The organism is Exiguobacterium sp. s50, from assembly GCF_018618175.1.
Lineage (GTDB): Bacteria > Bacillota > Bacilli > Exiguobacteriales > Exiguobacteriaceae > Exiguobacterium > Exiguobacterium chiriqhucha.
This window is the reverse complement of record NZ_JACSLP010000001.1, coordinates 428,323-441,247: the sequence shown is the minus strand read 5'-3', so window position 1 is coordinate 441,247 and position 12,925 is coordinate 428,323. Positions and strand designations below refer to the sequence as shown.

The following is a 12,925-nucleotide window of genomic DNA, read 5'->3' as shown; positions in this document are numbered from 1 at the left end:
TATTGGATGTAGGTGATGTCCGTCACCCACTTCTTATTCGGTCTACTGGCAGTGAAGTCTCGCTTGAGAAGGTCAGGGGCGATGACGATGCTCTCACCCTGAGACTTCCATTTTCGTTTGGGTTTGATCCGACACTGGAGATGGTGCTTCTTCATGATTCTCTGTACGGTGTTCCGGTTTGCTGCCAATTCATAGGTTTGCTCTAACAGGGCCTTTATCTTTCGATGTCCATATCGATAATTTGTAAGCTTACATACTGCGACGATTGTTTGCTCTAGCACCGAAGGGTGCTTCACCGGTTCTCTGGCCCAACGGTAATAGGTTGCCCGTGGCACGTCCAGGACACGTAGGATCGTCGTGATCGTATATTTCCTCTTCAGGAGCTCTACAGTCTTTAGGGCTACTTCTTTCTCAACTCTCTTTCGATCTCCATGAATTTTTTTAAGATTTCGTTCTCCGTCTTCAGGTGAGATAGTTGACGCTCTTTCTTGTCATCCTCGCTGGCGGAATCAGGACCGAGTCCGTAGGTGTATTGCTTCCCGATTGGCTGGTCGAATCGATAGATTTCATTGGACCGATACCATCTCATCCATGTGTGGATTTGGGATTCACTTTTGATTCCGTGTTTCTCCATGATTTCTCTATTCGTCAACTCACCGCTCAGTTTGTCTTTCACCACTGCCCATTTCACTTCACTTGAATATACGTTTTTGCCCACGCAAAAACACCTCCGATGCTAGCACTTTTTTAAAGTGTACCACTGCGAAGGTGTTTTTATATTGTCTCAAAAATTTAGGTTAGCCCAAAGCCAATCCATTATGGGTTGGCTTTTTTTGTATGGGTGAAACGGTTTCAGCCTACTGGCAGATGGGGAAAAGTAAGTATTCTGACAAAAGGAGGGAACCATGGTGTGGAAGAAAGTGTTTGGTGTTTTGCAGCGAATCGGGAAGGCACTCATGCTTCCGGTTGCGATTCTACCGGCAGCCGGTCTATTACTCGCATTTGGTACCGCGTTCCAAAACCCTGATCTCGTTTCGCTCTTACCTTTCTTGGCAAACGATTCACTCGTCCTCGTCTGGCAAGTTATGACAGATGCCGGGGATATCGTGTTTGCCAATCTAGGTCTTCTGTTCGCCGTCGGTGTCGCCATCGGGCTAGCCAACGGGGACGGTGTTGCCGGGTTAGCAGCTATCGTTGGTTATTTGATTATGAACAAGGTTATCAGCACGTGGAACGGTATTACCGCGGAAATAGCTCAAGGAGACCCGGCCTATGCCACGGTACTCGGGATTCCGACGCTCCAAATGGGGGTATTCGGGGGTATCATTGCCGGTTTGATTGCCGCATTCGCGTACAACAAGTACTTCAACATCAAGTTGCCGGATTTCTTAGGGTTCTTTGCAGGGAAACGATTCGTGCCAATCGCGACCGCCGCGTTCAGCTTATTGATCGGGATTGCCCTCGCCTATATTTGGCCGCCAATCGGTTCAGCGATCAACACGTTCTCGAGCACGATCATTGAAGCGAACGTCGCGGTCTCCGCCTTCGTCTTCGGTTTGGTCGAACGTTCACTAATCCCGTTCGGTCTGCATCACATCTGGTACTCTCCGTTTTGGTTCCAGTTCGGGGAATATACGAACCAAGCGGGGGATCTCGTCCAAGGGGACCAACGGATCTTCTTCGCCCAGCTTCGTGACGGGGTCGAATTTACAGCCGGTACGTATATGACCGGCAAATTCCCGTTCATGATGTTCGGATTACCTGCCGCTTGTCTCGCCATGTTCCATACTGTCCCGAAAGAACGTCGCAAAGACGTTGAAGGACTTTACTTCTCAGCAGCCCTCACTTCATTCTTGACGGGAATCACCGAGCCGGTTGAATTCTCGTTCGTCTTCGTTGCACCTCTTCTCTTTGGTATTCATGCCGTCTTCGCTGGACTTTCCTTTATGACCATGCACTTGCTCAATGTTAAAATCGGGATGACATTCTCGGGCGGACTCATCGACTATCTCTTGTTCGGGGTGTTGCCGAACCGGACAGCCTGGTGGCTCGTCATTCCAGTCGGTCTCGTTTTCGCGGTCATCTATTACTTTGGGTTCCGTTTCGCAATCACGAAGTTCGACTTGAAAGTACCGGGACGTGAAACCGTCGCCGAAGGCAAAGGCGCCCGCGCCGTCGTCGGAGATGATTTACCGTATGAGGTGCTCGTTGGACTCGGTGGACCGGATAACATCAAACACCTCGATGCTTGTATCACACGCTTGCGTGTCACTGTGAACGATGTCAAACAAGTCGATAAAGACTTGCTGAAAGATTTGGGAGCGGCCGGAGTGCTCGAGGTCGGGGATAACATTCAAGCCATCTTCGGTCCGAAATCGGATACGCTCAAATCGCAAATCGCGGCCATCATCGAAGGCGGCGAATATAAACCGAAAGAAAAAGCTGTCATCACACCGGAAGCGGCTGAACATGCCGACCATCGATTCCTTGCCCCGATGTCGGGTGTCATCTTATCGCTTGACGATGTGCCGGACCAAGTCTTCTCGGGCCGGATGATGGGTGAAGGATTTGCCATCGAGCCGAGCTCGGGACAAGTCGTTGCGCCGGTCACCGGTCAAATCACCACGTTCTTCCCGACGAAACATGCAATCGGCCTACTAGCGGACGACGGACGAGAGATTCTCATCCACGTCGGACTCGACACGGTCAACCTGAAAGGGGAGGGCTTCGTCGCCAAAGTGAAAGAAGGCGACCGGGTCGAAGCAGGGGACGTCTTGCTCGATGTCGATCTCAACTTGATTCGTGACAAAGTCCCATCGCTCATCACGCCGATCATCTGGACGAACGGAGACGGCAAAATCGTCGTCGTCCCATTCGGAGAGACGGTCGTCGCCGGGGAAGCGCTCGACTTCAGAACGGATGACAAAGGAGCCGAGTAAACAAAAAAGAAGCTCTCGCAACCGCGAGAACTTCTTTTTTTTGTGTTACTTCTTAATATCGAATTTTTCACTGAGGAAGTTCACGACTTCTTCAGCTGTATCCATGTTGAGGACGTCGTTGACGATTGCTTCTGTTTCCGACTTCGTCAAACGCTTCACGAGGCTACGTGCGCGAAGGACGCTTGAAGCCGACATCGAGAATTCGTCAAGACCGAGTCCGAGCAGGATTGGAATCGCAAGCTCTTCTCCAGCCATCTCTCCACACATACCGACCCATTTACCGGCTTTGTGTGCTTCTGTGATGACGTTGTGGAGCAAGTTCAAGATGGCCGGGTTGAACGGTTGGTACAAGTACGAGACTTTCTCGTTCATGCGGTCCGCTGCCATCGTGTATTGAATCAAGTCGTTCGTGCCGACTGAGAAGAAGTCGACTTCTTTCGCGAATTGCTTCGCCATGACGGCAGTCGATGGAATCTCGACCATCATCCCAGTTTCGTAGTTACCGACAGCAATTCCTTCTGTCTTCAACTTCGCTTCTTCTTCAAGCAAGATGGCTTTCGCAGCACGGAACTCTTCAAGCGTCGCGATCATTGGGAACATGATGGCGAGGTCACCGTGCGCTGAGGCACGGAGAAGCGCGCGAAGCTGTGTGCGGAACAAGTCCGTCTCTTCGAGGCAAAGGCGAATCGCACGATAGCCGAGGAACGGGTTCATCTCTTTTGGAAGGTCGAGGTAAGACAATTCTTTATCTCCACCGATATCGAGCGTACGGATGACGACTTGTTTGCCGTCCATACCTTCGATGACTGCTTTATAAGCTGTATACTGCTCTTCTTCCGTCGGGAACGTTTCCGAGTCCATGTAGAGGAACTCAGTCCGGTAAAGACCGATGGCGTCAGCGCCGTTTTTCAATACGCCTTCGAGGTCGTTCGGTGTACCGATGTTCGCTGCAAGTTTGACCTTGTGGCCGTCGGCTGTGATCGACTCTTCGTTGACGAGTTGTTTCAACTCTTCTTTATACGCTTCGAATGCAGCGCGTTTTTCGTTATATTCGTTGACGAGTTCTTCAGACGGGTTGACGAACACGTCGCCCTCTGTCCCGTCGATGACGACGAGATCGCCATTTTTGATTTCTTCAAGTGCTACTTTTGTACCGACGACGGCAGGGATCTCGAGTGAACGAGACATGATTGCCGAGTGAGATGTACGTCCACCGATGTTTGTCGCGAATCCTTTGACGTACTTACGGTTGAGCTGAGCTGTATCAGACGGCGTCAAATCTTCAGCGATGATGATGACTTCTTCTGAGATTGAGGCTGGCGTCATGAACGTGACACCGAGAATGTGCGCCATGACACGTTTCGTGACGTCACGAACGTCTGCTGCGCGCTCACGCATGTACTCGTTATCCATCGATTCAAAGATCATGACCATCATTTGAGCGACTTCATCGAGCGCCTTCGCAGCGTTCATGTGTTCGCTTTCAATTTTGTCGTTCACTTGTGAGACGATCTCAGGATCCTCGACGATGAGCAAGTGAGCCGAGAAAATCTCTGCCTTGTCTTCACCGAGCTCACGAAGCGTGATTTGACGGATTTCTTCGAGTTCTGTTTTTGACTGAGCGATGGCCGCTTGGAAACGGGCTTTCTCAGCTGCTACGTCCTCGATTTTGTTTGTCGGGATGTCGAATGAAGGTGTCTCCATGACGAATGCTTTCGCAACTGCGATTCCTGCAGATGCGCCAATACCTTTAATGTGTGACATAAGCGTAGTCCCTCTCTTCAAAGAAATAGTGGTTTCCAATGTTATCTCGTTAGTTCTTACCCGAAATGAAAAAGGAACTAACGAAAACCTGGAAGATTAAAGTAGCAACGGTCTACTACTAGGGGAAGCCTCGACCGAACAAAATGGCCTCGCCTCAACAGTGAGGGATGCCTGATTGCGTACTTTCTTATCCTATCATAAAATAAATCATCGTCACAACGAGGAGTTAACGCCTGAATTCGAAGAATTCATGACTCTTACGCATACTGTTTCATTATTTCGCCGAAGTTCGTTATGCTAACCATATATAAAGAAGGGAAGTGGCAAACATGTATCAAGTGAAGGATTTAGATTGGAACGGTTCATACGACACGATCGTCGTCGGAATCGGTGCGGCCGACACGATTGACGAAGGCCTCGATACGTTGTTTAACGGGCGCGTCAAGTCGCTCATCCAAGCGTCGGACATCTCGACGAAAACAGGGGAAGTGTCCATCGTCCCGACGTTCGAAGGAACGGTCAAACGCATCCTATTCGTCGGTCTCGGACAACGCAACGAGAATACGCCTGAGAACGTGCGCAATTGGTTCGGTAAAGTCGCGAAACAAATTAAAGCACGCGCCTTCACGAACGTCGCGGTCGCGCTCGACACGTTCGGACCGAACACGGCGAAACTGTTTGCCGAAGCGTATGAAATGGCGACATATGAGCACCCTACATACAAATCTGAACCGAAGCCGGCGAAGTCAGACGTGACGATCACGTTGCTCGGTGCTGGTGTAGAGGAAGAAGCGTTGACGGGTGCCGCTTACGGACGCGGTGTCAATGTCGCACGGACGCTCACGATGATGCCGGCCAATATTTTGACGTCGGAAACACTCGCGGACTATGCGGTCGAATTAGCCGAACGTCATGGATTCAGCCATCGCGTCTTGGAAAAGGAAGAGATGGAGGCGCTCGGGATGGGTGCACTGCTCGCCGTCAATCAAGGGTCGACCATCCCGCCGAAATTGATTGTCCTCGAATACCACGGTGCAGGCGATGCAGCGCCCGTCGCCGTCGTCGGAAAAGGAATCACGTTTGATACGGGTGGTTACTCAATCAAGCCGAAAGACGGCATCGTCGGTATGAAAGGCGACATGGGGGGCGCGGCGACCGTGCTCGGCCTATTCGAGACGCTTGCGACGACGAAACCGAACGTGAACGTCATCGGCGTCATCCCATCGACGGACAACATGATTTCGGGGGACGCGTTCAAACCGGATGATGTCATCACAGCGATGAGCGGGAAGACGATTGAAGTGCTCAATACCGACGCGGAAGGTCGTCTTGTCCTCGCCGACGCTGTCACCTTTGCCAAGACGTATGAACCTCAAGCCATCATCGATGTGGCGACGCTAACGGGCGGTGTGCTCGTCGCGCTCGGCACAGAAGTGACTGGTTGCCTGACGAACGATGCGTCGCTCTACGGCGCCTTAGAAGCTGCGAGCCGAGAGACGAATGAACTCGTCTGGCAAATGCCATACTTCGACGTCTTCATTAAACAAGTCCGGAAATCAGAAGTCGCAGATTTGAACAATTCGCCGGGCCGTTATGGGCATATGATCTTTGGTGGCGCGTTCGTCGGTGAGTTTGTCGGCGACACGCCTTGGCTCCACCTCGATATCGCCGGGACGAGTGAACGTTCGGCGGCAAGCGATCTCGGACCAAAAGGACCGACTGGGGTCATGGTGCGCACGCTCGCATTGATGCTCGAAGAGTGGAAACGTTGAAGTCAGGATTGTTATTGATTGGCTTAGCCGTCGTCTCCGGACTCGGATACACGGCTTGGCCGAGTCAATGGTTGTTAGGAGTCACCGTCTTATGTGCGGTGCTCGGAATATTGTTTTTGATGCAGGAGGGACGACGTGGTCGGAGTAGGAATTGATGGCGCGCGCGGGAGCTGGGTACGAATCACGTACGACAGCATCTCGCTCTGTTTGACCATCTCAGAAAAGTTGGAAGATTTATTGATTGAAGGGGCGGTTCATTTTGTCGACATGCCGAAAGACTTGGCGACGATTGATGCGCCGGACCGGTCGTGTGATGCCTGGATGCGGTCACAACTGAAGCAGCGGAAGTCGTCCATCTTCACGCCGCCGATTCAAGACGTGCTCATGGAGGCGTCCTATGCCGAGGCGAATGCGAAGAGCCGGGAACTGGTCGGAAAAGGGATCAGTAAACAGGCGTGGAACTTGGTACCGCGTATCCGTGAGTTTCAAACGATCACGGATGCGGATGTCTACGAGTCGCATCCTGAGGTGTGTTTTGCCGTCATGACGGGGAACGAGGCGGCCTTCAGCAAGAAGACCGAGGCGGGAGAGCTCGAACGGATCGAGTTGTTGCGCCGTTATTCGAACAGCTCGCCATGGAAATGGAAGATGTCGAACGTGCAAGTCGATGATATCATCGACGCCTGTATTTTGGCCGTTGCCGCCTATGAGGCGGGCACGACCGGGATGGTGACGCATCCGGACCAAACTGAAGGGGCACCGTTCGTGGCGGTACCGAAGACAAAAGAGCGATGACGTGTCATCGCTCTTTTGGTGTCGTCGGCCCGATGACGAACTTCCACATATAGTGGAACACTTGGGCGTTATAGAGGGCTTTGAGCAGGACGGCCAATACCGGCCCTAAAATGAAGCCGAGTACCCCGAACAGCTGGAGCCCGACAAAAATCGAGATGAGGGCGGCGAGCGGGTCGAGGCCGATGTGAGAGCCGACGATTTTCGGTTCGGCCAGATTGCGTTGCACGATAACGACGATATAGAGGACGACGAGCCCGATCGCGAGGAACCATTCGCCCGTGACGGCGGCATAGGCGGCCCACGGCAATAACAGCGTTCCGACACCGAGGTACGGCAACAAGTCAAAGATGGCCGCGAGCAGGGCGAACGAGAACGGATTGTCGACACGAAGGATGAACATGCCGATTAAGACGATTCCGAACGTGATCGAGATGAGCGTCAATTGCGCGCGGACGTAACCGAACAGCGCCGAGCGTAAATTCGTCATGACGAGCTCGAACTCCTTGAAGCCTTTTCGTTCATTCAAGCGAGCGATGGACTTCATATAGTCCGGCCAGTCTTTCGTGATGAAGAACCAGGCGAGCACGATGACGATGAACAAGAGCAAGACGAGCGGCAACGCGCTCAAGATGTCCTGCAACAAGCCGGCGACACCTCGGGACAAGACGCCGATCGCGGCGCCGAGTTGGACACCGATTTCGGTGATACCGCCTTCGAGCGAGTTCGCCTGTTCGGGGTTCAGCCGTTGGATGCTGTCGTACGCATCGTTGACCAACGGGGCGAGTTTTTCATTGAATAGGCGTTGTATGTATTCGGTGAACGTTTCAATCTGGGCAGGCAGTTTTTCGGCGGCAATCGTCAAGTAGCGAATGAGTTGCGTCACGACGATGGCGATGATTCCGCTGACGACGCTCATGACAATCAACAAAGAAACGAGTGTGCCGAGGGCGCGTGGTAACTTGGTCTCACGCTCGAACCAATTGACGAGCGGGACCGTCAACAAGGATAACAAGAGAGCGAACACGAATGGATACGTGTACGTGAAGAGGACACTCAGTCCCCAGATGACGAAGACGAGGCCGATAATGACGAGCAGGAAACGAAGTAATTGCCATAGTCTGGCTGGCGACAAGATGCATAGCCCCTTTCCTAACAATTTGATTGAGCATAGTATACCACGCAGGCGGTAAATAAAGAGGATGGATGGGTGATTAAATATGAAGGAATTACAACGACGAATCGATCAAATGATTATTCATTTAGGTGGCTATTGGCGGCCACTATCGGGGTTGGCCCGACTGCTAGAAGAAGTCGGTGAAGTCGGCGGAGCATTGTATGCGAACGACCAGTCGGCGCTACGGGAAGAACTGATGGACGTGTTCGTCATTTCGACGTGTCTGGCGAACCAGTACGCCATCACGCTTCAGCGTCAAGAGGCTGGAAATGGTCAGGGGGCGCAGGACAAGACGTACTATCGGCTCGTTCGTGAGGCCGGGGAAGTCGGACGGATTTTAAACGCCTATGAAGGGGACAAAAAACTGAAGGCGTCCGCGACGCCGGGTTCGTTGCAGCGACATATCGAGGCTGTCCAACGAGCGGTCCTCGACCTTGCGTCCCAAAACGACTTTGATTTATATGCAGCGATTGGCTCACTCATCGAAGACAAGTCATCCCGGGACTTCGGACGTTTCGACCATACCCCGGACCCGATCACGGAAGCGTCGGTCCGCGTCTATTCGGAACACGTCCAAGGACGGTATTGGGGTGGGGTGGCGGCTAAACCTTTCGAGGAGGCGAGCCGATATAGAGAGCGAGAAGGGCATTTGACGCGATTTTTAAAAATTGCCGAAGTGGAAGGGCTTGATGGATTCGTGATCCGTCAGCCAGAGCCTCCGCTCCAAACAAACGGCTCGTTGACTGCAGCTTTCCAGCTCCCGGACTCTTTCGTGGTCGAGACCGAGCGGCATGGTGCCGATTCGTTCTTGATTGTTCGAAAACAAGGGTAAAAACATTCCCTTTTTTTGTAAAAAGTATTCATCGTTTTTTCAAATATTTACTTTTTTAATAAAAGCAATGTGCTATTATGAAGGTGTTGTCAGTTGCGATGCGCGTAGAAGAAAGGAATATTTTGGATGAATATGAAGCTTTTTAAACTTGCCCTCATCATGATTGTCTTGTTGTTTTCAATCCAAATACCGTCAGCTGAAGCGGCTACTTTGGAAGGAGAAACAACTGTCAATCTGAATGTGCGCGCTACACCGAGCACGAACGGGAAATTGATTCAAACGCTAAAAAAGGGAACAAAAGTAAAATATGTAACTTATAACAAAGAGTGGAGCAAAATATATTTAAACAGTCGTACGTATTATGCTTCAGCACAGTATATCAAGCGAATCGCTACACCATCTTCGACCGTAACGAAGCAAGCGGCCACTTCGACAGGCGTGACCACGGTCAACTTGAATATCCGTGTGTCCGCCCATAGCAAAGCGACTGTCTATCGGACGTTCAAGAAAGGCACGACCGTCCAATATGCGGTCCACAACTCGTCTTGGGCAAAAGTGTATATCGGTGGCAAAACGTATTATGCGGCCAAAGCGTATATTGCGCCGAAAGTCGTCACATCGACGCCGACCGTGACGAAACAAGACGGTTATGCGAACCGGGCGTTGAAGCTGTTCGGTGAACGGAATCAAAAGTCGACAGTATTGAAAGTATTACCGGTCAACTCGAAAGTCGTCTCGAGCAAGTACAATGCGAGCTGGTCAATCGTTTATCTCGGCAGTGAGACGTTCTTCACGCCGACGGCCTGGATTACAGCGGGTGCACCCGCTACTCCTTCGGTGACGACAAAGCCGGCAGTGGTGAAAACGGATGGCTACGCCAACCGGGAGTTGAAATTGTTCGGGCAGCGCAATCAACGTTCGACGGTGTTGAAAGTACTGCCGATCAAGTCGAAGCTCATCTCGAGCAAATACAACACGAGCTGGTCGGTCGTCTATATCGGTAACGAGACGTACTACACGCCGACCGTCGGAATCACGACGGGTGCGCCTCCGGTGGCAAAACCGCCGGTAGCGAAGCCGCCGGTCGTTCAAAAAGCACAGGGCTATGCGAATCGGAATGCGAACCTGTACAAGAAGACGCTTCAGTCGTCACCGGTCGCTCGCGTGTTGCCAAAGTATACGACCGTGACTTACAGCAAACACAATGCGAGCTGGTCGGTCGTCTATATCGGAACGGAGACGTTCTATACACCGACGTCTTGGCTGACAGCTGGTAAGGCCCCGGCCGCTCCTGCGGCCACGCCAAAAGGGAAAGTATATACGAATACGCCGGGAGACGTCTTGAACGTCCGGGCAAGCGCCTCGGCGAGTTCGACAGTCCTCGGTCGGCTCGCACACGGGACCCAAGTCGACCATTACGGTTCAGCGAACGGTTTCTATAAAATTAAGTACAATGGCCGCGACGGCTATATCTCGACGGCTTACGCGATGACGCTCAAACCGAATGCAACGAGCGGTGCCGTCATCGTCCTCGATGCGGGACATGGTGGGCGTGACCCTGGTGCGGTCAACGGCTCGCTCTATGAGAAGACGGTCGTCCTCGACGTGTCGAAGCGGGTCGAGACATATCTTCGTTCGAAATACGGGTATCAAGTCCGGTTGACGCGCTCGACGGACGTCTATTTGACGCTCGATCAACGCGTTCAGACCGCTAAGACGCTTCGCGGCAACTTGTTCGTCAGCCTGCACACGAACGCGGCGACGACGCCAGCGGCCAAGGGTGTTGAAACGTTCTATTCATCCTATTCGGCCCACAGTACCAAGAGCCGAGTGCTCGCGACGAATATCCAGTCCAACTTAATGGGTAAAATGTCAGGGATGACGAACCGTGGCGTCAAGACGGCGAACTATTATGTCATTAGTTATAATACGATGCCATCGGCCCTCGTCGAACTTGGCTTTATCTCATCACCTCAGGACGTCGGGCACTTACGAAGTGACGCTTCACGCCAGCGGATGGCAGAAGGCGTCGCCGAAGGTATTGCCCAGTACGTACGCGCCTATCATTAAGCTTCATCCATGATAAAACTGCCCCGACTCATTGTGAGTCGGGGCAGTTTGTGTTTACAGGTCGTCGAAGCCGTTAGCGTCGGTAACTTTCGCGTATGAGCGTGATTTCTGTTCGAAGAAGTCAGATTTGGTGGCATTCAGAGAGTCGTCTGAATAGGCGCGAATCCAAGGCATGACATCCTCGTTGAACCCTTCATACAGATCGTTCAAGCCGATGACACGGAGACGTTTGTTGGCGAGGTATTTGACGTAGTCGCGCATCTCGCTGACGTCGAGTCCGTCGAGGTCGCGCAATACATACTCACACCACTCGATTTCGAGGTCGACGGCTTCCGCCATCGTATCATAGACGAACTGGCTGAAGCTGCCGTCCGCGTCAATCTCCGGGTTCTCCGTCAAGACGGCCCGGAGCAACTGGCTGACGAAATACGAGTGTTGCATCTCGTCGCGCTGGATGTAACTGATCATCGTCGACGTGCCGACCATCTTCTGATGGCGCGCCAAGTTGTAGAAGTAGGCGAACCCGGAATAGAAGTTGATGCCTTCGAGGATGATCGAGGCGACGAGCGATTTGGCGAACGTCTCGGCCGTTTGATCGGCGCGGAAGTCCTCATATAAGTCCAAGATGAATTGGTTGCGTTTCATGACCATCTCGTCGTCCTTGGCGATATCGAAAATACGATTTTGTTCGCTGAGCGGGACGAGGCTCGAGAGGACGTAGCTATACGATTGGTTATGGACGACTTCTTGCTGGGCGATAACGGCGAGCACGGCGTGGACTGACGAGTCCGATGAGAACATCGACGACTCAAGGATGTAACGCGTCTGCACCGAGTCAAGGATCGACAACAGACCGATGATGCGTTTGAAGGCGTCTTGCTCGCGCTCTGTCAACTGTGGCCATTGCTGCATGTCTTTGGACATCGAGATCTCATCTGGAATCCAGAAGTTCGAGAGCAGTTGCTTATAGATGGTGTAAAACTGTGGATAGGCAATGTCGTTCCAATTCACGATAGAACTCGTCTCGCCTCCGATAATGGCTGTCGCCCGGTTAGGATGTTTGGGCGACAGTAGTTTGATCTTTTGAATGGTCATGGACATATACTCCTTCTTCGGCGTTTCTAGCCAACCGTTCGGCCCAATGACGGACGTTGTACGGTTGATTGCGCGGCGATTGCTCGATTTTCAACGTTTCACCGGCGAGGGGAATCCCGTATTTTGAAAGATGGTACGCCATTTCATCGACCGCACGACAGAAATGGACGAACATCTTGTCGCCGGTCCCGAACACGGCGGCTTGGCGAAGCGGCACGTCGAGCTCCTTCAAGACGAGTCGGAACGTGTCTTTCATCTCGTCCGGCAAGACGCCGTCGGCCCACGTGTACGATCCGAAATAGACGAGATCGTATGTGGCGAGGGAGCGGGCTTCGCGATGGCCGATGCGGTCCGCTTCAAACAAGACGACACGGTCGCCCCGATTGACATGAGACTCTTGAATCAATTCGGCGACCTCTTCAGTATTCCCGCTCATGGAACTATAGACGATGGCGATGTGCATGGTCGTTCCCACCTTTCTGTT

At 52.3% G+C, this 12,925-nt stretch carries 11 protein-coding genes; 5 read left to right on the top strand and 6 right to left on the bottom strand.

Annotated features, from left to right (window positions below):
* Together KNP68_RS15270 and KNP68_RS02255 are read right to left on the bottom strand one after the other, a co-directional pair.
* Positions 1-281: IS3 family transposase (locus KNP68_RS15270; protein ID WP_371819306.1), on the bottom strand; the 281-nt coding region annotated here is incomplete at its 3' end.
* Positions 282-400: 119 nt separating this feature from the next.
* On the bottom strand, positions 401-718 hold the full coding sequence (locus KNP68_RS02255) for a helix-turn-helix domain-containing protein (RefSeq protein WP_029596097.1): 318 nt from the start codon (positions 716-718) through the stop codon (positions 401-403).
* Positions 719-908: 190 nt separating this feature from the next.
* On the opposite strand from KNP68_RS02255, the gene ptsG reads away from it, so the two are divergent.
* Complete coding sequence (ptsG, locus tag KNP68_RS02250; RefSeq protein ID WP_021065529.1) at positions 909-2,939, top strand: glucose-specific PTS transporter subunit IIBC; 2,031 nt, start codon at positions 909-911, stop codon at positions 2,937-2,939.
* A 45-nt stretch (positions 2,940-2,984) separates the two neighbouring features.
* Here the strand turns inward: ptsG and ptsP are convergent, their stop codons facing one another.
* Entirely contained in the window at positions 2,985-4,703 is a 1,719-nt protein-coding gene (gene ptsP, locus KNP68_RS02245; protein WP_021065530.1) for a phosphoenolpyruvate--protein phosphotransferase, read from the bottom strand.
* 329 nt (positions 4,704-5,032) lie between these two features.
* On the opposite strand from ptsP, the gene KNP68_RS02240 reads away from it, so the two are divergent.
* Positions 5,033-6,475 (top strand): leucyl aminopeptidase, encoded by a 1,443-nt coding sequence (locus KNP68_RS02240; protein WP_131473016.1) that lies wholly within the window; start codon positions 5,033-5,035, stop codon positions 6,473-6,475.
* Between the two features lie 135 nt (positions 6,476-6,610).
* Positions 6,611-7,270 (top strand): DUF429 domain-containing protein, encoded by a 660-nt coding sequence (locus tag KNP68_RS02235; protein WP_058764053.1) that lies wholly within the window; start codon positions 6,611-6,613, stop codon positions 7,268-7,270.
* A 4-nt stretch (positions 7,271-7,274) separates the two neighbouring features.
* Here the strand turns inward: KNP68_RS02235 and ytvI are convergent, their stop codons facing one another.
* A complete protein-coding gene (gene ytvI / locus KNP68_RS02230; RefSeq protein ID WP_029595128.1) occupies positions 7,275-8,402 on the bottom strand; it encodes a sporulation integral membrane protein YtvI in 1,128 nt (375 codons plus the stop codon).
* A gap of 85 nt (positions 8,403-8,487) precedes the next feature.
* Here ytvI and KNP68_RS02225 point away from each other — a divergent pair, with 85 nt between their 5' ends.
* A complete protein-coding gene (locus tag KNP68_RS02225) occupies positions 8,488-9,276 on the top strand; it encodes a MazG nucleotide pyrophosphohydrolase domain-containing protein (protein ID WP_131473017.1) in 789 nt (262 codons plus the stop codon).
* A 126-nt stretch (positions 9,277-9,402) separates the two neighbouring features.
* Complete coding sequence (locus KNP68_RS02220) at positions 9,403-11,346, top strand: N-acetylmuramoyl-L-alanine amidase (RefSeq protein WP_214756552.1); 1,944 nt, start codon at positions 9,403-9,405, stop codon at positions 11,344-11,346.
* Positions 11,347-11,400: 54 nt separating this feature from the next.
* Here the strand turns inward: KNP68_RS02220 and KNP68_RS02215 are convergent, their stop codons facing one another.
* Positions 11,401-12,441: a ribonucleotide-diphosphate reductase subunit beta gene (locus tag KNP68_RS02215; protein ID WP_131471322.1), complete on the bottom strand. Its 1,041-nt coding sequence runs from the start codon at positions 12,439-12,441 to the stop codon at positions 11,401-11,403.
* Positions 12,398-12,904: a flavodoxin domain-containing protein gene (locus tag KNP68_RS02210; RefSeq protein WP_131471321.1), complete on the bottom strand. Its 507-nt coding sequence runs from the start codon at positions 12,902-12,904 to the stop codon at positions 12,398-12,400. Before KNP68_RS02210 ends, KNP68_RS02215 begins: the two co-directional genes overlap by 44 nt.
* Positions 12,905-12,925: the final 21 nt, after the last annotated feature.